Source organism: Mycobacterium sp. NPDC050441 (genome assembly GCF_040655355.1).
In the GTDB taxonomy this organism is placed as follows: Bacteria; Actinomycetota; Actinomycetes; order Mycobacteriales; family Mycobacteriaceae; genus Mycobacterium.
This window is the reverse complement of record NZ_JBFAJS010000003.1, coordinates 350,397-372,011: the sequence shown is the minus strand read 5'-3', so window position 1 is coordinate 372,011 and position 21,615 is coordinate 350,397. Positions and strand designations below refer to the sequence as shown.

Sequence of the window (21,615 nt, the reverse complement as noted above, 5' to 3'; positions counted from 1 at the left end):
GCGGAAACAAAACGTCCCTAAGTTACGGATCCAAGCTTGGATCCGAACATGAATCGCTTCCCACCAGAGGAGAACACATGATCGCCCCGACGGCACCCGGGATTCACATAGCCGGCCTGACGAAGCAGTTCAGGGTGGGCCGATCAGACGTCACCGCGCTCGACGGAGTCGATATCCAATCCGACGAGGGTGAGTTCGTGACGCTCCTGGGGCCGTCCGGATGCGGCAAGAGCACCGTGCTGCGGATCCTCGCCGGCCTCGAGACGCAGAACGCGGGCACCGCCCTCGTCCACGGGGAGACCCCTCAGGACATGCGCAGACATCACCACCTCGGGATAGCTTTCCAGGACTCGGCACTGCTGCCGTGGCGATCCGTTCGGTCCAACATCCGGCTACCACTCGAGGTGTCGAAACAGTCGGTATCCGATGAGTTCGTCCAAGAACTCATCGATCTCGTCGGGCTCACCGGCTTCGAGGCGGCACGCCCGGCCCAGTTGTCCGGCGGCATGCGTCAGCGGGTGTCCATCGCGCGTGCCCTCGTGGTCAAACCTCGAGTGCTGCTGCTCGACGAGCCGTTCGGCGCCCTCGACGACATGACCCGCCAAACGCTCAACGTCGAACTGCTCCGCATCTGGACCGAGCGGCCCGCCACCACCCTGATGGTCACCCACGGCATCGCCGAGGCGGTGTTCCTCTCCGACACCGTCGTGGTCATGAGCGCCCGGCCGGGTCGGGTGGTGAAGTCGGTGCAGATCGACCTGCCCAGACCGCGGCTGCCGGAGATGATGCGCACCAGCGAGTTTCACGAATACGTCGACCTGTTGTCGTCCATCCTGTTCGGCTCTCGTGCTGAAGAGACCGAGACACGAGTACCCGCGGCGAGTGCGCGGCGATGAGGCACAACAGTTACCACCGCTACGCGGGCCTGGCCGGTTCGCTCATCGTGCTCGTCGGGTGGCAATTGGTCGGCATGACGGGGATCCTCGGACCCGGCATCGTCGCACCGACCGAGATCCTTGCGGGCGTGATGTCCGACGGCCCAGCCTTCTACGGCATACACATCCCCGTCACCTTGGCGTCGGCGTCAGTGGGGTACTTCTGGGGCAACCTCGCCGCCATTGGCTGTGCGGCCCTGGTGACCACCGTGCCCGCACTGGAGAAGCTGGTGCTGCAGGCCGGAATCGCGTCGGCGTGCATTCCGCTGATCGCGATCGCCCCCATCCTCGCGGCCTGTTTCGATGGCATGTTCACCTCGGCGATCATGGCGGCCGTCTCGGTCTTCTTCACCACCCTGGTGGGAACGATCAACGGTCTGCGCCATGCGGATTCGCTCAGCAAGGACCTGGTGCGAGCCTATGGCGGTGGCAAGTACCTGGTATTGCGCAAGGTCGAACTGCTCTCCGCGCTTCCGAGCATCCTGACGGCGCTGAAAGTCGCTGTTCCAGCGGCGATTCTGGGTGCGATCATCGGTGAGTTCATGGGACAGGAGCGTGGCCTCGGGGCAGCGCTGGTGGTCGCCCAATCCTCCAGTGATGTCGTCCGAACGTGGGGCATCACCCTGGTGTCGAGTCTGATCGCCGGTCTGGCCTTCGTGGTGGTGAGCGCGATCGAGAAGATCGCCACGCCGTGGTCGGCCGGAGTGGCCGGAGGCAGCGCATGACAACAACTCTGCAAGCACCCGCCCCGGCGGCCCGCAGCGCCGTACGCACGCTGCTGACCTCGGCCGGCGCCGTGCTGGCCATCCTCGTGGTCTGGACGCTGTTCATCGGCCTGGCCGATGTCAGCTCGTATGTCGCGAAATCGCCTGTCGACGTGTGGAACTATCTGTTCACCGACACTGATGCTGCGGCCCACCGGGCGGGTATCGCGTCCAATTTGGCCCGCACCCTCCTGGACGCTTCGTACGGATTCGTCGCCGGATTGGCGCTGGCAGCCGGCGTTTCCCTGCTCTTCTACTTCTCCCGGACGGTGGAGAAGATGTTTCTGCCTTCCGTCACCGCACTGCACGCGATCCCCATGGTCACCATCGCCCCGATCCTGGTACTGATCTTCGACCGCGGAGTGGTCGGGACGGCAGTGATCGGCGCCGCCATCGTCGTGGTGCCCGCGTTGCTGACCATGCTGCACGGGATTCGCAGCGCACCGCGAACCGACGTCGAGATGATCGTGGCGTATGGCGGTTCGACGCTGTCGGCGTTCTGGAAGGTTGCCCTGCCCCATGCGATCCCGACCTGGTTCGCGGCGGCCCGTGTCGCGGTGACCACCTCGGTGGTCGGCGCCCTGCTCGCCGAGTGGCTGGCCAGCGGCGAAGGGCTCGGCGGCGAGATGCTCAGGGATGCCAACGAATTCGAGTTCGCGCGGCTGTGGTCCTCGGTCGTGGTGCTGACCGTCACCTGCATTGTCGTCTATCAGGTAGTCAGCGTCATCGAGGCCGCTGTCGCCGCCCGTATGAGTGCGCCCCGCTGAGCACGCCACCTCCGATCGAACGGACATATCCGATGAACAAGCATCTCGACCGTCGACAGTTTCTCACCCGGGGGCTCGCACTCGGTGGCCTCACGCTGGCCGGCCCTGCCGTTCTGTCCGCCTGCGTGTCAGGTGAATCCAACGGAGCCGCAGCCGGGTTCGGGGTGGCGTCGCAGCGACTCGCCTGGATCAAGAACACCCAGTTCGCCGGCAGCTACGTCGCCGACAAGAAGGGCTACTACCGCGACGCCGGGTTCAGCGGTGCCGATCTGGTCTCCGGCGGTCCCACCGCCCCGCCCATCGAATCCGACGTACTGTCCCGCACGTTCGCCGGCGTGTCCCAGGTCCCGATCGTCGGGTCCGCGGTCGCCAAGGGGGCCCCGCTGAAAATCGTCGGTGCGGTCTACAACCGCTACGCCGGATGCATCATGACCATGGCGGACAAGCCTGTCCGCACACCGGAAGACCTGTACGGCAAGACAATCGGCTGTGCCTCATCGAGCGAGCCGGTCTGGCGCAACTTCATGGCCGCCCTCAAACTCGACCAGTCCCGGATCAAGACGGTGCCGGTACAGGGCGACCCGATCGGGATGACAGTCGGTGAGATCGACGGCTATCTGGGGTTCATCAACAGTCAGGTCATCGACCTCCGGCACAAAGGGTTCGACATCAGCACCATGTTGTTGGCCGATGTCGGCTTTCCGCTCGTCGGCGAGGTCTATATCACCACGCAGGAGAACATCGACAAGAACCGCGACAAGCTGAAGGCGTTCCTGCACGCCGAGATTCGCGGGTGGCGCGACGTGCTGGCCGATCCGAAGTATGCGACGGATCTGACCGTCAACGAGTACGGCAAGGACCTCCACCTGAACCCGGAGTCGAGCTACGACTGCTGCGTCGCCGGTAACGACCTGATCCGTAACGGCAAAGCCGGACAACAGATCGTGGCCGTCTCGGATGAGACTGCCGCCGCGAACATCGAGGCCATCGCCGCGGGCGGGTTGAACCTGTCGGTCAGCGATCTGTTCGACCACGACCCCATTCGCGAAGTCTACAAAGAGAACCCAGACCTGGCGTTGACATAGCTCACCTTTCGCCGCACCGACCGACCACACACAGAAAGGTCTTGATATGACTGCTCCGATCACCCCGGACCTCGTCGTCACCGGAGGAACTGTGGTGTCCCACGACGGCCGCCGCCGCCAGGACATCGCCGTGGCACATGGCCGCGTAGTCGCAGTCGGCGATGACCTTGCGTTCGAGGGGGTTCCGACTGTCGATGCGGCGGGGCTGCTGGTGCTCCCAGGCCTGGTCGACGTACACGTCCACCTTCGGGAACCGGGGATGACCGAGAAGGAAGACTTCGCGAGCGGCACGTCGGCCGCAGCGGCGGGCGGGGTCACCACCGTGGTCGACATGCCCAACACCAAGCCGCCGGTCGCTACCGCGGAGCGTTACCAGCAGAAACTGGACCTGGTGAAGAACAAGGCGTACGTGGATTTTGGGCTCTACGGGATGCTGGACCACGACAACGCGCACGAGATCGCCGGGATGGCGGAACTGGGTGCGATGGGGTTCAAACTCTTCATGGGGCAGACGACGGGTGACAACCGCTGCCCCAACGACGCCGCCATATTCCGTGGTCTGGAGGCCGCGGCCGACGTGGATCTCGTTGTCGGAGTTCACGCCGAGAATGACCACCTGCTCCGGATGTTCGGGGACCGGTTGCAGGCCCAGGGCCGGCGGGATCCCCGAGCCCATCTGGAGGGCAGGCCGGCGTTCGTGGAAGTCGAGGCGATCACCCGGATCATCACCATGGCCACCGAGGCCAAGACGAAGCTGCACATCCATCATCTGTCCACGGCCGTGGGTCTGCAGCGGGTGATGGATCTACGGGCCCAGGGCCACCGGGTCAGCATTGAGGCCCTGGTCTCCCATCTCTTCCTCGACGACAACGCCTATGACACCTACGGAAATCTGATCAAGCTCAATCCCCCGATCCGCCCGGCGGCTGACGTCGCCGCACTGTGGGCGGGCATCGACCGCGGTGACGTCGACGTCGTGGCAACCGATCACGCCCCGCACACCGTCGCCGAACAGGCCGAGACCGATGTGTGGAAGGCCTACGGCGGATTCATCGGTGTCGAGACGATGCTCCCGTTGATGCTGACGGCCGCAGCCCAGGGCAGGCTGACCGTGGAGGACATCGCGCGGTTGTGCTCGTACGCTCCGGCACGCCGATGGTCGATGGTCGACAAAGGCCAGATCGCACCGGGCTTCGATGCCGACTTCGTGCTCGTCGATCCCGGTGCCGAGGTGGTGCTCGACCAGGCCAACCTGCACTCCAAGCACAACGTCACCCCCTACAACGGGTGGGAACTGACCGGCAGTGTGGTGGCCACCTATCTGCGCGGCGCATTGGTCTACGAAAAAGGCGAGGTGGTCGGCGAGCCCGCCGGTCGTCAGGTGAAGCCGGCACGGGAGAACGCATGAACGAGCGTCAGATGACCCAGTTGGCCCTGTTGGGTGCCGACGGTGCGACGACCATCCGCACGGCGGTCGGCCACTGCGTCGACGAGGTCCGTGGTGTGACCGCCGGATCGGCGGCACCCGGTCCGACGGTAATTGCGGGGATCGGTACCACCGCCGCCCACGCGTTGAAGGGCAGACTTCTGCAAGATGCGCTGGCTCAGCAGGGCATCGACCTGGCCGGCACCCGGTTCTTCGAGAATCCCGCTGAGCTGCTGAGTGATTCGAGCTGGACCCTGGCTCTGGTGCTGAGCCCGTGGAAGCAAGAGGTTGCACCGCTGATCCCGACCCTGACCGCGTCGGCAGGGGAGACCGGCGTCGTTGACACCATCGTCGGTGAAGCCGAAGGAGCCGTGGGTGTCAACACCAACAGTTGGGCTGCCCAGGCGGCGATGGAGACCCTGATGGGCGGCCGGACTCCGGCGTCGATCCTGGTGCTCGGCTCCGGCGGTTCGTCGAACTCGGTGGCGCTGGCCTGCCGCCGGGCCTGGCCCGCCGCCCGGCTGATCGGGTCGGCGCGCAACGCCGAGGCGCTGTCGGCGTGGGCGCAGAGATTCGGGGCCGAGTACGCAAGTCCGACTGGGCTCGATGACCTACTGGGAGCCGAATCGCCGTCGCTGCTCGTCAACACCACGACCTGGGGGGAGACCGACGCGTCCGAGGAAACGCCGTTCGTGTTCGACTTCGCGACGTTGACTTCGCCGGGTAACCAGTTCTTCGACCTGAACAACCGGGTGAGCGCACTGCAGACATCGGCGCTGCAAGCGGGTATGAACGTGATGTCAGGCACTTTCATGCAACGCGCGACCAACGCCTGCCGGGCCGCTCTGTCGAAAGCGAGGGCGAGATGAGCTTGTTGGACAGTGCCATCACCAGCGCATCCACGACCGGTGAGCCCTTGAGCGTCCGCGAGCGCGTGTACCGCTACCTTCGGCAGCAGATCACGACCGGCGAATATGCCGGTGGTATCCGGCTGACCGAGGAGGAGATCGCCGAGGACCTCGGGGTGAGCCGCACACCGGTACGAGAAGCGTTGCAGCGGTTGACCAGCGAAGGTCTCGTCGAGCGAGTGCGACGTGGTCAGCTCATCGTGGTGGAGGTCGATACCGCGGCCCGCGCGGAACTGCACGAACTGCGGGTTGCTTTCGACCAGGTTGCCGCCAAGTTGATCACCGCCAAATGCTCTGAGGTGGACTGGGATTCGTTGTACAGCGGGCTGATCCCGATGGAGGCTGCGCTGCGCGACCACGGGGTTGGTAGTCCGCAGTACGCGATGGCACATCTGGAGTTTCACATGGCCATCAACCGGGCTGCGTTCTGCCCGATCACCTCGTCGTTCCTGGAGCGTCAGGCGTTCCTGTACCCGACGGACGACTATGTGCAGCAGTCGGGCCATGAGCCGATTTCCCAGCACCGCACCCTGCTCGACGATCTCGCCGGCGGCGACCTTGAGCGGGCCGCCACCGCAATGCGCGTGCACGCGCTACGCGGGCACGGCAACACCACGCTGAGCTGACCCAACTTTCCAGATGGAGTGTGCATGTCGTACGAAACTGTCCTGATGTTCGTCAACGGCCAAGCCATGAGTGGTGGGCCACTCAACGATGCGCTGGCCTCTGCCCGGTTCGTCGGGCCGGTGCGAACCGCACCCGCATACCGGTTCTTCTCCTTCGGCGACGTTTTTCCCGGGCTCGCGCGGGTTCCCGACGGCGGCTGGTCGGTACCCGGTGAGGTCTACGAACTGACCTACGCAGAACTGCGTGACAAGCTGTTGCCGCGTGAGCCCGCCGAACTGGAGTTGTCGGTGATCCAGCTGGAAGACGGCCGCGGAGCGCTGAGCATGGTGTGCAGGTCGTTGCCTGTCAGCGATGCAGAGGTCCGTGAGATCACCGCGCCAGGGGGTTGGCGCCAACACCTCGGTGCGTCGGCCAGGTGACGGCGGTCCTTCAGGCCGGGGTCGATCCAGGAACCGCCGACCACTACCTGTGGTGCAACACCGAAACCATCAGTTGGGGAACCCTTCCCACACCCGACACCGCACCGGTGCTCACTGTGGACAGTGGCCGCACGATCACCTTCGACACGGTGTCGCAAGAAGGGCTGATGGAAGATCAGGGCCGCGACCCGGTCGCATACTTCGGCCGGCACGGTGTCGATCGCGCAGACGTACTGACCGACGCCATCGATCTGGCAGCATCCGATCTGCGAAAGCCGGTGCCGCCGAAGGCGCCACACGTGGTGCTCGGGCCCATCGAAGTCCGCGGGGCGCAGCCGGGCGATTGGCTGCGCGTCGACTTCCTCGACCTGCAACCGCGTGTTCCGTACGGCGTCGTCTCGAGCCGGCATCAGCGTGGTGCACTGCCGGAACGGCTGCCAAGAGAGGCCGACGGCAGTGTCGCGGCGGTGTTCAGCAAGTTCTGCCGGCTCGATCGAACCGGGACGCGTGCGGTGTTCGAATTCGCCGGTGGCCGAGCCACGATCGGTATGCAGCCGTTCATGGGACTGTGTGGCGTGACGCCGGCCGGCGCGGAACCACGCAGCACCATCCCGCCGGGTCCCTTCGGGGGCAACATGGACGTGCGTGACATCGTCGCAGGCACCTCGCTGTACCTGCCGGTGCAGGTGCCCGGCGCGGGGTTCTACCTAGGCGACCCGCATTTCGCACAGGGCAACGGTGAGATCGCCCTGACCGCACTCGAAGGATCGCTACGGGTCACCGCGCGCCTGACCGTCGTGCACACACTGACACCGGCCCGCGCGGCGATGCCGTTCGTCGACACCGACGACCACTGGATCATCCTCGGCATGGACGAAAGCCTCGATGAGGCGATGCGCCAATGTGCCCAACTGTCGGTGGACTTCCTGTCCGCACACACCGGCATGACGCCCAGCGAGGCCTATCTCTATCTCAGTGCAGCCGGCGACTTTTCGGTCACCCAGGTGGTCGACATCGTCAAAGGTGTGCATTGCTCGATCCGCAAATCCGACTTCGGCTAGGAGTGTCATGACTCAGACATCGCCCGTAACCGCTCACGGGCGAGCGATACCGGTGTTGCACAATGCAACGCTGCCGGACGGTCGCGTCGTTGACGTGCACCTCGCGCAGGGGAGGGTGCGCGAGGTGATCCCGGCAGCGGGTCGGTCGCCGGTGGGCGATGAACTCGATCTCACCGGACATCTGTTGCTGACCGCACCGGCCGAACCACATGCGCATCTGGATAAAGCGCTGTCCTTCGACGAGATCCGTCCTCCCATGGGGGATCTGGGAGCGGCGATCGCCGCGTGGGAGAACCACAGCCCGACCCTGACCGTCGACGGCATCGCCGCGCGTGCCCGTAAGGCGGCGCTGCTGCTGCTCGGCAACGGAACTACGGCAGTGCGTTCACATGTCAACTTGTTACGCGGAGACGATCCGCTGCGTGGCATCCGCGCACTCGTCGCGGTGCGTGAAGAACTCGCCGGGGTGATGGACATTCAGATCGTCGCGATGACTCCCTACGTCGTCGGCGATGAAGCGGTCCACGCGGCACTGGACCTCGGCGCTGATCTCGTCGGCGGCCATCCGCACCAGACCCCTGACCCGAGTGGAAACCTGCAGCGGTTGTTGGCGATTGCGCGGTCCCGCAACGTCGGGGTCGACATGCACACCGACGAACAACTCAACCCGATGATGCTGACGCTGGAAGAACTCGCCCATTCGGTGCGGGACTGGCCGAAGTCGATGCCGGTGACCGCCGGGCATTGTGTCAGCCTGGGGATGGTGAAGGCCGATGTGCTCGATCGGGTGATCCGCGCGGTGAAAGACAGCGATATCGGGATCGTCAGCCTCCCGATCACCAATCTGTACCTGCAGGGCTGGGCCGATCCCGTCGCCACGCCGCGCGGCCTCACCGCCGTCCGAGCGTTGTTGGATGCCGGTGTGCGAGTTGCCGGCGGCGCGGACAACGTGCGCGACCCGTACAACCCGCTGGGCCGCAGTGACGCGCTGGAAACGGCGATGCTGCTCGTGACGGCGGGCCACCTGTCAGTGACTGAGGCCTACCGTGCCGTGGGCGACGGTGCGCGAGACATCATGGGGCTTGCGGCGGCGGGGGTGGGTGCCGGGCTGTCCGCTGATCTCTTGGCCATCCGGTCGTCAACGTTGGAAGAGGCGGTGGCCGGCGCTCCGCACGATCGGATGGTGCTCAGCCGGGGACGGCTCGTGTCGAGCAGCCGGACCAACCGGTCATGCGTAGCGGTCATTTGAGCCGATCCTCCTTGAGCGCCAGCGCGGTGGTTCCTTTTGTGTAGCTGACTTCCCGGATCCCCAGGGCGTCGTGAAGGCGACCGGCCGGCAGGGTAAGCGGTTTGGGCGCCGGCCCATCGCCGGGATGAGGCAATGGGTAGGCCGTGGTCGTACCGCTGTAGAACGTCACATTGCCCTCGGTCTTCGAGAACAATTGGTGGACATGCCCGTTGAGGCACGTGACCGAGGAGAATCGGCGTAGGTAACTCAGTGCCCGGGCGGCGTCGTCGGTACCCCAGCCCCAGTCCGGGTACATGGCGAACAACGGGATGTGGCTGAACACCACGATCGGGGTGTCCGAGGACAACGGGGCGACGTCCTTCTCGAGGAACTCGAGCTGGTCGACGCCGAGGTGGCCGAGCTTCTTGAGATTCAACGTGTTCACCAGTCCGATGACGTGCACCCCTGCGATGTCGAAGCTGTACCACCCGTCGCCGCGGGTGCCCGCCCCGAACACCGACCGGTACTTCTGGCCGGTGTCGTCGACGGAGTCGTGTTCGCCGGGCACGGTGAACACGTGCGGTGTGTTGAGACCGTGCATCATCTGCTTGACCTGGTCGAACTGGGCGGGGGTGGACAGGTGGGTGAGATCGCCGGTGTGGATGACGAAATCCGGTGTGTAGTCCAGTGAATTGATCTGGTCGATGGCCCGGCCGAATGAGCCGGCCACATCGGGGTTGGCGGTGCCGCTGAAGCCGATATGGCTGTCGCTGACCTGCGCGAAACGCACCGTCGGGCGCGTAACGTCCGCGGTCGGTTTGGAGGATGAGGTGGCCGCATGGGAGATCACCTCGCCGCCGACCACGGCGAGACCGACTGCGGCACCGAACCAGGCACCGTGCCGGATCAGTTGGCGACGGTTCATGGTGTGCGGATCGGTCACGACGTCACCACCACGGTGCCGTGCATGACGGGATGGATCGAACAGATGTAGTCATAGCTGCCGGAGCTGGTGAAAGTGAAGCTGTACGTGGCATTGGCGTCCATGCCGGGCGAGCGGAACGAGCCGTCTCCGGCAGCGACCGTGTGCGGCTCCTCATCGTGATTGGTCCACGTCACGGTGTCGCCGCGGTGCACGGTCAGCGTGGTCGGCGCGAACGCGAAGTTGTCGATGCTCACAGCGGTCCCGGAGACCGGTGCCGATGGTGTGCTCGACGGTGCGGCCGGGCCCATCGACCCCATCCCGTCCATCGGGGCCATGCCGACCGACGTGCCGCCGCCGGCGCTGAAATCCACCGTCGGTGGTGCTGCGGACGGCGTACTCGAGCAGGCAGCAGTTGCCATGACTGCGGCTATGACAGCGCATGTTCGGGATTGTCGGAACACGATGGACCTCCGTTGTGAGAGCGGCGCGAAGCGGTCATCACGAAATAGCGCGCGGGGTTACACGCCGGCCGTCACGGGTGTTTCCGCACGGGGGACCGGCACGGAGGTGGATGCTTGTGGCGTGCGGACGACGTTCGCGTGTAACCCGCCGCCCTATCTAGGTGTGCGGGGCCCCGTCCGGGCTCCCGCACGACGAAAGGCGGGTGGCCGGTGACGGTACGGAGGTCATTGCAGGCGATCCCGGGGATGTTCGATGCCGGCCGGACGTGACCGCCCGGAGCTGCGGCTCGTGTCTGAGGGGTCCTATCCGAGCTGGGAAGCCGTGTACGACGACAACGTGACCTGGGTGTATCGGTTGCTCTACGCGCGGCTGGGTAGCCGTGCCGACGCCGAGGACCTCACCTCGGAGGTGTTCTTGGCCGCGCTTCGGCCGCTGCGGCTCTCGGCGACGGTGGCCGAGGTGCGTTCCTACCTGCGCGCCACCGCCCGTACCGTGCTCGCCGCACACTGGCGGGCCACCATGGGGCGCGAGATCACCACGATCGCCTACGACGTGGCCGCGGTTGAGCGGTCCCCGGACAGCGAGGTCAGCACCGCGCCGCAGCGTGTCGCCGCGGTCCTGGCACAGTTGCCGCCGCAGTATCGCCGCGTGTTGGAACTACGGTTCCTACAGGGCCGTTCGGTACGTGAGTCGGCGAACGACATGGGGGTCAGTGTCGCCAACGCCAAGGTGCTCCAACACCGGGCACTGCGGTTGGCCGCTCAGATCAACGAGGGAGAGTCAGGGTGACGAGACGCGGGGTACGCAAATACGTCGACGACCTACTCGCCGGGCGACGGCCGGATTCCTTCCCTGCCGACGACTTCGAGGCTGCCCAGATCCGCACAGCGATCGAGCTGCGGGCGGCCCAGCCCGATGCCGGCGAGCCCAGGCCGGAATTCGTGGATGACCTCAAGAGCCGTATCGCCCAACAGCTTTCCCACGAGGGACCGGATGAACCGGCCTCCACTCGTCAAGGTCTGTCGGCCACCCGCCGGCAGGTCATCGTCGGCACCGCCGCGGCGGCGACCGCGGCCGTCGCAGCCGTCTCGATTGACCATGTGGTGACCGGTCGCGAGCAGCCCATCGAGCCTGCCCAGGCCGACGGGCCCGAACTGGTGCCCAACGACGGCGAGTGGCTGCCGGTGGCGAAGAGCGCTGAGCTGGACGAGGGTTCGGTCCTTGCGTTCGACCTTCCGGCGGTATCGGGATTTGTGCGCCGGGCGGTAGGGGGCAAGGTCGAGGCGGTGTCCGGGGTGTGCACCCACCAGGGCTGCAAACTGTGGTTCGACGCCTCGGCGGACAGCCTGCGCTGCCCGTGCCATGTGACATCGTTCTCGCCGGCCGGGCAGGTGCTCACGCATCAACTTCCGATCGCGCCGAAACCGTTGCCGCACTTCGATGTCCGCGAACGCGACGGGATTATCGAGGTGTTGGCGCCGCGCCCGCCCGCCCGGCCGGCCTGAGTTGGTGTAACCACCGCGCATATCGATAGGTGAAACCTACGGATGCAGGAGGTCCGCCAGATGAACAGATCGATATGGGCGGTAGCGGTGGCTGCCGGACTCGTCGGAGCCGGCTGGTCGGCCGCGCCGGTGTCGGCAGCACCGACAGGCGGCACCAGAGCTCCGGATGTGGTGCGGGACCTGACAGCTGCCGGCTACGCCGTCCAGATCAACGGGGACAACGGAGTTCCGCTGTCGCAGTGCACGGTGACCGATGTCCACGGGGTGCCCGCGCCGCGTACTGCCGCGCTGCAGTTCACCACCGTGTACGTCGACGTCGAGTGTGAACCAGAAGGTTGACGCGGCTAACCGAAATGCACACCCTGGGCCAGCGGTAGCTCCGAGGAGTAGTTGACCGTGTTGGTCGCGCGCCGCATGTACGCCTTCCAGGCATCCGAGCCGGACTCGCGGCCACCGCCGGTGTGCTTCTCGCCGCCGAACGCGCCGCCGATCTCGGCACCCGAGGTCCCGATGTTGACATTGGCGATACCGCAGTCGGACCCGTCGGCGGCCATGAACCGCTCGGCCTCCCGCACATCGGTGGTGAAGATGGCCGACGAAAGCCCCTGCGGCACCGCATTGTTCAGGGCAATCGCGTCGTCGATACCGTCGTAGGTCAGGACGTAGAGGATCGGCGCGAACGTCTCGGTGTGCACGACGGCGGTTTGCGCAGGCATCCGGACCACCGCGGGCGCGACGTAGAACGCACCCTCGTCACCCAAATCGTGACGCTCACCGCCGAACACCTCTCCGCCGTCGGCGCTGGCCTGTTCCAACGCCCCGACCATGTCGCGGTAGGCCCTGGTGTGAATGAGTGGGCCGACCAGGGTCCCGTCCACGCTCGGATCGCCCACGGGCAGGCTCCGGTAGGCCGAGACGATCCGCGACACCAGGTCGTCGGCGACCGACGAATGCACGATCAACCGGCGCAGCGTCGTGCAGCGTTGTCCAGCGGTACCCGCGGCCGAGAACACGATGGCCCGCACCGCGAGGTCCAGATCGGCCGAGGGCGTCACGATCGCGGCGTTGTTGCCACCCAGCTCAAGCAGCGCCTTGCCGAACCGCGCCGCGACACGTGGTCCGACCTGCTGACCCATCCGCACCGATCCGGTCGCGCTGACCAGCGCCACCCGTGCATCGTCGACCAGTTGTTCACCCAATTCACGTCCGCCGAGGATGAGCCGGCTCACCGTTGCCGGGGCACCCACATCCGATGCGGCGCGCTCGATCAGGGCCTGACATGCGATCGCGGTGAGTGGCGTCAGCTCCGACGGTTTCCACACCACGGTGTCGCCGCAGACCAGGGCGATCGCGGTGTTCCACGACCACACCGCGACCGGAAAGTTGAACGCGGTGATCACACCGACGACGCCCAGCGGGTGCCAGGTCTCCATCAGGCGGTGCCCGGGCCGTTCGGAAGCGATGGTGCGGCCGTACAACTGGCGTGACAGGCCGACCGCGAACTGGCAGATGTCGATCATCTCCTGCACCTCGCCCAGTGCCTCGGAGGTGATCTTGCCTGCCTCCACCGTCACCAGCGTCGCCAGATCGTCCTTGTGCTCGATGAGCAACTCGCCGAGGCGTGCCACCAGTGCGCCGCGTACCGGTGCCGGGGTGGTGCGCCACGTCGAGAAAGCCTGTGCGGCAGCGGCGATCGCGGCATCGACCTGTTCGATGCTGTCTTCGGTGAGGGTGAACAGCACATCACCGCTGATCGGGGTGCTCGCGTGCAGGCCGCTGCCCGGGGCGGTCGGCTCACCCAATTCGGCTCGTGCCCCGATGGCCTCGAGGGCCAGCCGCACCCGCCGGCGCAGCTCCTCGCTGGTGGGGAGGTCGGTCCGTTCGGTGGTGGTCATCGTGTGCCTTTCTGGTTGGCGGCGGCGTTACAGTGCGGGCCATGGGCGAAGCCGACGAACACGTGCTGGACGACACCGACCGGATCCTGGTCCGCGCACTGGCCGCTGACGGCAGGGCCACCCTGGCACAGTTGGCCGCGGCGGCCGGATTGTCGGTCTCGGCGGTGCAGGCGCGGGTGCGCCGGCTGGAGTCGCGGGGAGTGGTGACCGGATATGCGGCGCGGCTCAATCCCGAAGCGCTGGGCAACATGCTCTCGGCGTTCGTCGCCATCACTCCTCTCGATCCGTCCCAACCCGATGATGCACCCGCCCGGTTGCAGGGCATCCCCGAAATCGAATCGTGCCACTCGGTGGCCGGGGAGGAGAGCTACGTCCTGCTGGTCCGGGTCGCCTCGGCCCGGGCCTTGGAGGACCTGCTCCAGCGGATCAGGACCGCTGCCAACGTCCGCACCCGAAGCACGATCATTTTGCAGACATTTTACAGTGGACGGGACTATGTTCCGTAACTGTTACGGTGAGACGCGATATTGACCGTAAAGATTCCGCTAATATGGCGTCATGACCGCAGTGCTGACGTCCACGCCATGCGTAACTCCTGACCGGGTGCGGGCCGTCCTGGCGCGCAGCATCCTGACCGATGGCTTCGATTTCGTCCTCGACCTGGACCGTTCCCGAGGGTCGTATCTGGTGGATGCGCGCACCGGTGCCCGGTACCTGGACATGTTCACCTTCTTCGCCTCATCCGCACTCGGGATGAACCATCCGGCGCTGGCCGACGATGCAGACTTCCGTGCCGAGCTGGCCCGGGCCGCGGTGAACAAGCCGAGCAATTCCGACATCTACAGCGTGCCGTTGGCCCGCTTCGTCGACGCCTTCCGCCGGGTGCTCGGTGACCCGGACCTGCCGCATCTGTTCTTCGTCGACGGCGGGGCGCTGGCGGTCGAGAATGCACTCAAGGTGGCGTTCGACTGGAAGAGCCGCCACAACGAGGCCCACGGGATCGACCCCGCCCTCGGTACCAAGGTGCTGCATCTGCGCGGGGCCTTTCACGGCCGCAGTGGATACACCTTGTCGCTGACCAATACCGACCCGGTCAAGGTGGCCCGCTTCCCGAAGTTCGACTGGCCACGCATCGATGCCCCGTACCTGCGTCCAGGGGCGGATATCGCTGCGCTCGAAGCTGATTCGCTACGTCAGGCGAGGGCCGCATTCGAGGCCAACCCGCACGACATCGCCTGCTTCATCGCCGAGCCGATCCAGGGTGAGGGTGGTGACCGGCACATGCGTCCGCAGTTCTTCGCGGCGATGCGGGAACTGTGCGACGAATTTGACGCCCTGCTGATCTTCGACGAAGTGCAGACCGGGTGCGGCATCACCGGAACTGCCTGGGCCTACCAGCAATTAGGGGTCGCTCCGGATGTGGTCGCGTTCGGGAAGAAGACCCAGGTGTGTGGGCTGATGGCCGGCCGGCGGGTCGACGAGGTCGCCGACAACGTCTTCACCGTGAGCTCGCGGATCAACTCGACCTGGGGTGGCAACCTGGTGGACATGGTGCGTTCACGGCGGATCCTCGAGGTCATCGAGTCCGACGATCTGTTGCGCAACGCCGCTGTGACCGGCGACTATCTCCGCAGTCAGTTACGCAGGCTGGCAGCGGATTTCGCCGACACTGTGCTCGATCCCCGCGGCCGTGGCCTGATGTGTGCCTTCAGTCTGCCGACGCCTGCCGCTCGCGACGAACTGATTCGCCGGTTGTGGAACAGTAACGTCATCATGCTGCCGAGCGGCGCCGACTCGGTGCGGTTCCGCCCGGCTCTGACCGTGACCCGCCAGGAGATCGACGCGTGTCTCGATGCTGTGCGCGCTGCGCTGAGATCGCCCCTGGCGGGCTAGGGTTCGGTGTCGGCGGCCGCGCGGCGCAGGATCGATTTCAGCCTGGGCAGGTCGGCTCCGCCCACCAACTCGCAGCCGTGAAGTTCGGCGAGTTTGCGTGCGGCCGGGGTGAATTCGTTGTTGGTGACCACCATGGTCCTGGCGCAATCCTGCATCGGCGCGCCCGCGACGACCTCCTGCACGGCGCCCGCGCCGACCGGCCGTGACAGCCGTTTGCATTGCACGGCAACCCGGTTCGGCCGGTGCCCGACGATAAGATCCACCCCCCAGTCGCCGGTGAGAGGCGTCATGATGACTGGCAACCCACACTTTCGCGCCACGTGGGCCACGTGGTCCTCGAACTCCAGCCCGGTCATCTCGGTGGCCGCCTGCTCGCGGGCGCCGGGAGTGCGGGCGCCGTGGAATGCGCCCAGTAGGAGCCGCGGCGTGGCCGCCAGGACCAGCGGCAACATGACGGCGATCACCAGGCTCCACATCGCATCGACCCCGGCCAGGTGGCCGGCGCACCCGGCCGCCGCACCGGCTGCGATGAGGAGCTTGATCCGGAGCGGTCTCACGGCGCCGAATGTAGACGCCACCTCTGACAATCGGTTGAAACGCCGCCGCCTCGGCGCGATAATCTCGTTCCGTGACGACTGATGCGGCTGCGGGGAACCCCGAGTCACCGATCGAGCATGCGTTTGCCGGCGGCGAGGCGCAGCGGGTCGGTTGGTTCCGGTTCTATTTCGCCGACGAGCGCTGGGAATGGTCGCCGCAGGTAGAGCGGATGCACGGGTATGAACCGGGTACGGTGCATCCGACGACCGAGCTGGTGCTGTCCCACAAGCATCCTGAGGATTACGGACAGGTGGCCGCGACCCTGCTGGAGATCAGGCGGACCTCGGGCGCCTTCAGTACCCGGCACCGCATCATCGACACCGCCGGCGACGTCCACCACGTTGTCGTGGTCGGGGATCAGCTGTTCGACGACACCGGCGCCGTCATCGGAACGCACGGCTTCTACGTCGACGTCTCGCCGTCGATCTCGCAGGCACGGGAGGACGCCCTCACCGAGGCGGTGGCCGAGATCGCCGAGGCCCGCGGTGCCATCGAGCAGGCCAAAGGCATGCTGATGCTGATCTACCGGATCAATGCCGTCGCGGCGTTCGAACTGCTGAAGTGGCGGTCGCAGGAAACCAATACCAAGTTGCGCCTGTTGGCCGAGCAGCTGGCAGAAGATTTCCTCAACCTCGATTACTCCGAGTCACTTCCCAGCCGCGCGGTCCTGGACCGGTTACTGCTCACCGCCCACCTGCGGGTCCGCCCCGAGGTTTAGCCAGACCCCGTCCTGGGAAGACTCCCGGCGCGCGCAGGCCGGCCGAGTCCAGCAGTGTGCTCGTTTACGAGTGAGAGGGAAATGATGAAAGGTCCCGACGACCCCGTCGACCACACCAGGACAACCCGGCCGCACGCCGGCGAGTCGATGAAGGACAACCGCAACATGCCCGCGCTGGTGCTGGTCGGCCTGGGCGTGGTGATGTTCGTCGCGTGTCTGGTCGGATTCGCGACGGGAAACACCGGGATAGCGGTGTTGCTCGCGGTCCTGGCCGCTGTGGGCCTGCTGGGCGGCGGGGTGTGGCTCCTGATCGCTCACCAGCGTGTGCGGCGTATCGAAGAACGCTGGTACGCAGAACATCCCGACGTGATCAGACAAGCTCCCAACAGTTGATCCTGAATAGGCGAGATGGCCCAGCCACTGGTGGCTGGGCCATCTCTTCAATCAAGCCGGGCTAGGGGCGCTGGTTCGCCTGCTCACGTTTCTCGGCGGCCTTGGCACCCGCCCGGGCGGCTTCGGCTTCGGCCTCCTTCTTGGCGGCGTCCTTCTGGGCGTCGGCCTTGTCCTGCTGGGCTTTACCCTCGCGCACAAGGTCTTCGCGGCCGGTGACGGTACCGACAGCCTCCTTCGCCTTGCCCTTGACGTCCTCGACGACGCCCTTGATGCCTTCTTCAGGTCCTGAGTTCTTCTCGGTCATGCTTTACCTTTCCGCTACGGGAGTGGATTGGTCGTTCAACGCGGCTTCTCCACGCACCCCCTCGGATTCCCGGATGCGGCGGCGCTAAACGTGACGTGACGAAACGAGTGTCACAGATCACGAAGTTTGCGGACCGCCCGGTTGGGTACCGAATAGGGATGATTTCCGGAAGCAGCGAAATGGCTGCCGAGACCATTGCCGTTGGCGCCGAGAGTGTTTACCGGCCCCAGCACGACTCGTGGCTGCTGATCGAAGCACTCGTGCGCAGCGATGGAGTGGCCGGCCGCGGCGTGGTCGATCTCTGTTCCGGGAGCGGAGTAGTGGCCATCGCCGCAGCCGAGTTGGGCGCCAGTACGGTTACGGCGCTGGATATTTCACCCAGCGCGGTGCGCTGTACGCGGGCCAACGCGCTGGCCGCGCAGGTCGATGTCGAGGTCCTGCTCGGTTCCTGGACCCAGGCGCTGGAGCACGGACCGTTCGATGTCGCGGTCTGCAATCCGCCCTATGTTCCGGTCGGGCCGGACACCGCCCCGGGAACGGTCTCGTCAACCGGTCCGATGGCTTCATGGGATGGCGGTCCCGACGGCCGGCTGGTGCTGGACCCGCTGTGCCGATCAGCGGCCGCCATGCTGACCGAGGGTGGATCGCTGTTTCTGGTGCAGTCCGAGTTCGCCGGCATCGAGCAATCGCTGGTATCGCTTGGCGCCGCCGGTCTGGACGCGAAAATCTGTGCCACGCAACGAATTCCCTTCGGACCTGTGTTGCACGCGCAGGTAGGTTGGCTGCGGGACAGTGGACGGTGGCGGTCCGGTCGTGACGAGGAACAGCTGGTGGTCATCCGGGCGGACAAGCCATGAGCGAGCGCCGGGTCGTGCGGGTCGTCGAGGGAGGACCGATTCTCATCGAGGGACCGGTGCGCATCGAACTGCCCGATGGAACCACCGTGGAATCGGATCGCTTCATGGTGGCGATCTGTACCTGTCGCCGGTCCAAGATGTATCCGTTGTGCGACACCAGCCACCGCAAGATCGCGCGATCACGCAAGCGGTCGGCGTAGCGAACTGCGGCCGGCCTGCCAACTCGCCATCAGGTGAGCGGCCAGCCGGTCTTCCAAGGCGCAGAAGGCTCGCATCCCGAACACCACATCGGCGTCCAGCTCGGGTTCGCGGCTGACCAGATCGCCCACCACATCGTGGCGCACGACTTGCTCGTGTACCGCGTCGGCCTCGATGTGCTCACGGTAGAACCGCACACAGGTTTCGGGCGCTTCGAGTCGCTGCAACGCGGCGACCATGCGCTGAGAGCCGGGGGAGGACGTGATCTCGGTGGCTGCGAAATGTCCGGTGGCGGCGCCGCGGAGCCGACGGTGCAGCCCGAACATCGACATCAGGTTGACCACCGCGAGGGCCTCGGCCGGTACCGCGTCCAAGTAGCCCAGGTAGCTGCCATCCAGGTCGGCCGCGTGCATCAGGTCGCTGAACAGCCGCTGGTGTACGCGGCTGGCGGACCCGGCCCCGTACTCATCGAACTCGACGGCGACGAATGAGGCTTTCGCCTGCCCGCCCAGCCGTGGGATCAGCCAGGCGTGTGGATCGCCCTCCTTCAGGTGGTACAGCGACCGGTGGACGAAGTACTCCTGCATCTGTGTCCAGGTGCCCTCGTCGCGCAGGTGATACGACGGACCGGACCCGTTGGCGGGTTCAGCCGACAGCCGTGCCATCTCACGCTCGGCGGTGTCCTCGGGATCGATCGCACCGACCTCGCCGCGTACGGCAGACAGAAATGACCGTTCCAGTTGCGCGCGCGAATGCAGTAGGCCTGCGTTCCACTCCCAGGCCGCGTCGACGCCGGCGAAGCCGCGGTAATGCAGTTCGTAGCAGACGTAGAGGGCCAGCTGCAGGTCAAGTTGGAGTGGGTCGGCGTCGCGCAGCGGCACCCACACCGGCTCGAGATGATTGTGTGGGGCGCGGTCGCCCAGGCACTCGATGACTGCGCGGGAGATGGGCCCGTGGGCGCACGGGAGCCTCGGTTGGGTGGTGTCGGAAAAGGTGATCATTGCGCGTCAGGTATTCCCGTCCGCGGCGTTTGTAAACCCCTCCGTCGCAGCGTGATCACGGTTTGTCAGCGCCCCTGTCCGGGTATTCCGGATTGGGGCGAGAATCGAGGTCAGCCATGGCCGGGGTAGCACGATCCGATCGGCGCGGGTTAGGGCTCGTCTTCGAGCAGATCGCCGAGGTTATCGACCGGCAGCATCGGCAGGCGCTCACCGAGTACGCCCTGAGCGAATTGCTGTGGCACTGCCATGGTGATGAGGTCGCTGACTCCGCAGGGCCGGCGAGCGTCGGCTATCGCCGGCGCGCAGCGTGATGACGCCCTCCCTCACCCGGGCAGTGTCTCGCCGTCTTCGCGGTCGAACTCATCGCGGCCGGCGTCGTCGGCGACCACCTCACGTTGTTCCTGCCAGTCCGGATCGGTCGCTTCCAGCGGTGGGCCGTCGAGGCCCGACACCGGGGCTTCGGTGTCGGGGACCGCTTCGCTCTGCTCACGTTGCTGCTCGAGCGCATCGGCAACCGGCACCTCGTCGGGCACGTCTTCGTGTGTCATGCCGCCGGAATACCCCGCGGCCGGTTGATCAAACGCTCCGGGGTTCGTCCAGGACAGCGATCTTCGGTTTAGCGACCGGACGACCGTGGGTACGCGACATATATGTCTTCGTCTGACCGATTACCAGGGCCTCGGCTCACTGTGCTGCACGGTCGGCGAATACCGCACCGGGGATCCGGCTACACCGGACTGCGGGCGGTGGAGCTCCGGGTGCCCGCTCGAACTGAGGCGCTGGCCGTGGTGAGGGCAATGACGGGGTGTCTGGCCGACTATGAAGAACTGGACGGCGACACGGCCGCCGACTTGGCATTGGCGGTGGACGAAGCGTGCACCGTGCTGATCGGCATGGCTTCGCCCGGAGCCACTCTTGTGCTGGTCGAAGACCCCCGTGCGCGCGAACTCAACGTTCGGGTTTCGACGGACTGTGAGGGCGTCGACAACGACCCGGACAGCGTCGTCCTGAGCGGTTTCAGCCGCCGGGTGCTGGAAGCCCTTACCGAAAAGGTCCACACCTTCGTCGACGATGCAGATTTCGAACGCAAGGGGAGTCGGCCGATGCTCGGCATCTCGCTGACCGTCCGGCGGCGCTGGGCCGCGGCACCCGGCTAGCGGTGCACGTTTGCCAAGTGCATCTGCCGTGGCTGATTGCGAAGCATCGACAGGGCGGCAGGCAGCCCGCTGGAGGTCGGTAGCGCACGGGCGGGGTCGCAGATGTCAAGAACCCGCGACACGGCGATGCTGGGAATCAGCACCCAGTCGATGTTCTCACCGATGCAGCGCACGTTGACAGTGTGCAGGCAGGCGAAGCAGCCTGCGCCGAAGAACTCGACCGCACTCATGTCCAGGATGAGCTGCCCGCTCGGCCTGCTATGTCGGATTCCGCATTCGGTCAGGTCAGCGGCATTGGATGCATCCAGCTCGCCCTGGACGCTGATCACCGCGGTGGCCGGCCACAGCCATTGGGCACAGAATTGCGCGCGCGTGTGGTCCTTGGAAGATGGTGTGGCTCGTTTGGCCACGTTCATGGTGGACATTGGTGACTCCTCAGTAGAAACACTGTGGTCACGTCACTCTTTTTAGGCTCTGTGGGCTCAAAACC

General features: G+C 65.9%; 29 protein-coding genes. 21 read left to right on the top strand and 8 right to left on the bottom strand.

The genetic code is table 11. The annotated features are described in order from the left end of the window. Positions 1-77 precede the first annotated feature (77 nt). The 10 genes from AB0I14_RS10885 to AB0I14_RS10840 are packed head-to-tail and all read left to right on the top strand — an operon-like array spanning position 78 to position 9,241. Positions 78-896, top strand: coding sequence for an ABC transporter ATP-binding protein (locus AB0I14_RS10885; protein ID WP_358020124.1), 819 nt, complete (start codon positions 78-80; stop codon positions 894-896). Continuing rightward, positions 893-1,660 carry an ABC transporter permease subunit gene (locus tag AB0I14_RS10880; RefSeq protein ID WP_358020121.1) on the top strand — a complete coding sequence of 256 codons (768 nt, stop codon included), beginning with the start codon at positions 893-895 and terminating at the stop codon, positions 1,658-1,660. The genes AB0I14_RS10885 and AB0I14_RS10880 overlap by 4 nt, the downstream gene beginning before the upstream one ends. Then, positions 1,657-2,466, top strand: a complete 810-nt coding sequence (locus tag AB0I14_RS10875; RefSeq protein ID WP_358020118.1) for an ABC transporter permease subunit — start codon at positions 1,657-1,659, stop codon at positions 2,464-2,466. The genes AB0I14_RS10880 and AB0I14_RS10875 overlap by 4 nt, the downstream gene beginning before the upstream one ends. Before the next feature lie 32 nt (positions 2,467-2,498). Beyond that, the gene (locus AB0I14_RS10870; protein ID WP_358020115.1) at positions 2,499-3,551 is read left to right on the top strand and encodes an ABC transporter substrate-binding protein; all 1,053 of its coding nucleotides are present in this window, start codon (positions 2,499-2,501) and stop codon (positions 3,549-3,551) included. Between the two features lie 46 nt (positions 3,552-3,597). Next, on the top strand, positions 3,598-4,959 hold the full coding sequence (gene allB, locus AB0I14_RS10865) for an allantoinase AllB (protein ID WP_358020112.1): 1,362 nt from the start codon (positions 3,598-3,600) through the stop codon (positions 4,957-4,959). Beyond that, the gene (locus tag AB0I14_RS10860) at positions 4,956-5,846 is read left to right on the top strand and encodes a hypothetical protein (protein ID WP_358020109.1); all 891 of its coding nucleotides are present in this window, start codon (positions 4,956-4,958) and stop codon (positions 5,844-5,846) included. Before allB ends, AB0I14_RS10860 begins: the two co-directional genes overlap by 4 nt. After that, positions 5,843-6,511, top strand: coding sequence for a GntR family transcriptional regulator (locus AB0I14_RS10855; RefSeq protein WP_358020106.1), 669 nt, complete (start codon positions 5,843-5,845; stop codon positions 6,509-6,511). The genes AB0I14_RS10860 and AB0I14_RS10855 overlap by 4 nt, the downstream gene beginning before the upstream one ends. A gap of 24 nt (positions 6,512-6,535) precedes the next feature. Further along, complete coding sequence (locus AB0I14_RS10850; RefSeq protein WP_358020103.1) at positions 6,536-6,931, top strand: gamma-glutamylcyclotransferase; 396 nt, start codon at positions 6,536-6,538, stop codon at positions 6,929-6,931. Continuing rightward, positions 6,928-7,992, top strand: a complete 1,065-nt coding sequence (locus AB0I14_RS10845) for an acetamidase/formamidase family protein (RefSeq protein ID WP_358020100.1) — start codon at positions 6,928-6,930, stop codon at positions 7,990-7,992. Before AB0I14_RS10850 ends, AB0I14_RS10845 begins: the two co-directional genes overlap by 4 nt. Positions 7,993-7,999: 7 nt before the next feature. Continuing rightward, entirely contained in the window at positions 8,000-9,241 is a 1,242-nt protein-coding gene (locus tag AB0I14_RS10840; protein WP_358020097.1) for an amidohydrolase family protein, read from the top strand. On the opposite strand, the gene AB0I14_RS10835 is transcribed toward AB0I14_RS10840, so the two are convergent. Together AB0I14_RS10835 and AB0I14_RS10830 are read right to left on the bottom strand one after the other, a co-directional pair. Further along, on the bottom strand, positions 9,234-10,145 hold the full coding sequence (locus tag AB0I14_RS10835) for a metallophosphoesterase (RefSeq protein ID WP_358021238.1): 912 nt from the start codon (positions 10,143-10,145) through the stop codon (positions 9,234-9,236). The two genes, AB0I14_RS10840 and AB0I14_RS10835, sit on opposite strands and share 8 nt — an antisense overlap. 14 nt (positions 10,146-10,159) lie before the next feature. Then, positions 10,160-10,564, bottom strand: a complete 405-nt coding sequence (locus AB0I14_RS10830; protein ID WP_358020094.1) for a cupredoxin family copper-binding protein — start codon at positions 10,562-10,564, stop codon at positions 10,160-10,162. Positions 10,565-10,859: 295 nt separating this feature from the next. Between AB0I14_RS10830 and AB0I14_RS10825 the strand changes: the two genes are divergently transcribed. Genes AB0I14_RS10825 through AB0I14_RS10815 form a run of 3 tightly spaced genes read left to right on the top strand, consistent with a single transcriptional unit; the run spans position 10,860 to position 12,451 of the window. Further along, positions 10,860-11,396 carry an RNA polymerase sigma factor gene (locus tag AB0I14_RS10825; protein ID WP_358020091.1) on the top strand — a complete coding sequence of 179 codons (537 nt, stop codon included), beginning with the start codon at positions 10,860-10,862 and terminating at the stop codon, positions 11,394-11,396. Continuing rightward, positions 11,393-12,112, top strand: coding sequence for a Rieske (2Fe-2S) protein (locus AB0I14_RS10820; protein ID WP_358020088.1), 720 nt, complete (start codon positions 11,393-11,395; stop codon positions 12,110-12,112). Before AB0I14_RS10825 ends, AB0I14_RS10820 begins: the two co-directional genes overlap by 4 nt. A gap of 60 nt (positions 12,113-12,172) precedes the next feature. Next, positions 12,173-12,451, top strand: a complete 279-nt coding sequence (locus AB0I14_RS10815) for a hypothetical protein (RefSeq protein WP_358020085.1) — start codon at positions 12,173-12,175, stop codon at positions 12,449-12,451. A gap of 5 nt (positions 12,452-12,456) precedes the next feature. Here the strand turns inward: AB0I14_RS10815 and AB0I14_RS10810 are convergent, their stop codons facing one another. Then, positions 12,457-14,007 (bottom strand): aldehyde dehydrogenase family protein, encoded by a 1,551-nt coding sequence (locus tag AB0I14_RS10810; RefSeq protein ID WP_358020082.1) that lies wholly within the window; start codon positions 14,005-14,007, stop codon positions 12,457-12,459. Between the two features lie 41 nt (positions 14,008-14,048). Between AB0I14_RS10810 and AB0I14_RS10805 the strand changes: the two genes are divergently transcribed. Then, positions 14,049-14,513, top strand: a complete 465-nt coding sequence (locus tag AB0I14_RS10805) for an Lrp/AsnC family transcriptional regulator (RefSeq protein WP_358020079.1) — start codon at positions 14,049-14,051, stop codon at positions 14,511-14,513. Between the two features lie 52 nt (positions 14,514-14,565). Next, entirely contained in the window at positions 14,566-15,900 is a 1,335-nt protein-coding gene (lat, locus tag AB0I14_RS10800) for an L-lysine 6-transaminase (RefSeq protein WP_358020076.1), read from the top strand. Here lat and AB0I14_RS10795 read toward each other — a convergent pair. Beyond that, positions 15,897-16,457, bottom strand: a complete 561-nt coding sequence (locus AB0I14_RS10795; RefSeq protein ID WP_358020073.1) for a restriction endonuclease — start codon at positions 16,455-16,457, stop codon at positions 15,897-15,899. The genes lat and AB0I14_RS10795 overlap by 4 nt on opposite strands. 71 nt (positions 16,458-16,528) lie before the next feature. Here AB0I14_RS10795 and AB0I14_RS10790 point away from each other — a divergent pair, with 71 nt between their 5' ends. Both AB0I14_RS10790 and usfY read left to right on the top strand, forming a co-directional pair. Then, positions 16,529-17,215: a PAS and ANTAR domain-containing protein gene (locus AB0I14_RS10790; RefSeq protein ID WP_358020070.1), complete on the top strand. Its 687-nt coding sequence runs from the start codon at positions 16,529-16,531 to the stop codon at positions 17,213-17,215. Between the two features lie 84 nt (positions 17,216-17,299). Beyond that, complete coding sequence (usfY, locus tag AB0I14_RS10785) at positions 17,300-17,608, top strand: protein UsfY (RefSeq protein WP_358021235.1); 309 nt, start codon at positions 17,300-17,302, stop codon at positions 17,606-17,608. Between the two features lie 61 nt (positions 17,609-17,669). On the opposite strand, the gene AB0I14_RS10780 is transcribed toward usfY, so the two are convergent. After that, entirely contained in the window at positions 17,670-17,912 is a 243-nt protein-coding gene (locus tag AB0I14_RS10780; RefSeq protein WP_358020066.1) for a CsbD family protein, read from the bottom strand. A 179-nt stretch (positions 17,913-18,091) separates the two neighbouring features. On the opposite strand from AB0I14_RS10780, the gene AB0I14_RS10775 reads away from it, so the two are divergent. Beyond that, positions 18,092-18,769 (top strand): HemK2/MTQ2 family protein methyltransferase, encoded by a 678-nt coding sequence (locus AB0I14_RS10775; protein WP_358020063.1) that lies wholly within the window; start codon positions 18,092-18,094, stop codon positions 18,767-18,769. After that, on the top strand, positions 18,766-18,969 hold the full coding sequence (locus tag AB0I14_RS10770) for a CDGSH iron-sulfur domain-containing protein (RefSeq protein WP_358020060.1): 204 nt from the start codon (positions 18,766-18,768) through the stop codon (positions 18,967-18,969). Before AB0I14_RS10775 ends, AB0I14_RS10770 begins: the two co-directional genes overlap by 4 nt. Here the strand turns inward: AB0I14_RS10770 and AB0I14_RS10765 are convergent. Then, positions 18,949-19,968 (bottom strand): iron-containing redox enzyme family protein, encoded by a 1,020-nt coding sequence (locus AB0I14_RS10765; RefSeq protein WP_358020057.1) that lies wholly within the window; start codon positions 19,966-19,968, stop codon positions 18,949-18,951. The genes AB0I14_RS10770 and AB0I14_RS10765 overlap by 21 nt on opposite strands. A gap of 116 nt (positions 19,969-20,084) precedes the next feature. Between AB0I14_RS10765 and AB0I14_RS10760 the strand changes: the two genes are divergently transcribed. After that, a complete protein-coding gene (locus tag AB0I14_RS10760) occupies positions 20,085-20,279 on the top strand; it encodes a hypothetical protein (protein ID WP_358020054.1) in 195 nt (64 codons plus the stop codon). A gap of 12 nt (positions 20,280-20,291) precedes the next feature. Here AB0I14_RS10760 and AB0I14_RS10755 read toward each other — a convergent pair whose 3' ends face one another. Beyond that, complete coding sequence (locus tag AB0I14_RS10755; protein ID WP_358020051.1) at positions 20,292-20,516, bottom strand: hypothetical protein; 225 nt, start codon at positions 20,514-20,516, stop codon at positions 20,292-20,294. Between the two features lie 210 nt (positions 20,517-20,726). On the opposite strand from AB0I14_RS10755, the gene AB0I14_RS10750 reads away from it, so the two are divergent. After that, positions 20,727-21,125, top strand: a complete 399-nt coding sequence (locus AB0I14_RS10750; RefSeq protein ID WP_358020048.1) for an anti-sigma factor — start codon at positions 20,727-20,729, stop codon at positions 21,123-21,125. On the opposite strand, the gene AB0I14_RS10745 is transcribed toward AB0I14_RS10750, so the two are convergent. Then, entirely contained in the window at positions 21,122-21,550 is a 429-nt protein-coding gene (locus tag AB0I14_RS10745; RefSeq protein ID WP_358020045.1) for an STAS domain-containing protein, read from the bottom strand. The genes AB0I14_RS10750 and AB0I14_RS10745 overlap by 4 nt on opposite strands. Positions 21,551-21,615: the final 65 nt, after the last annotated feature.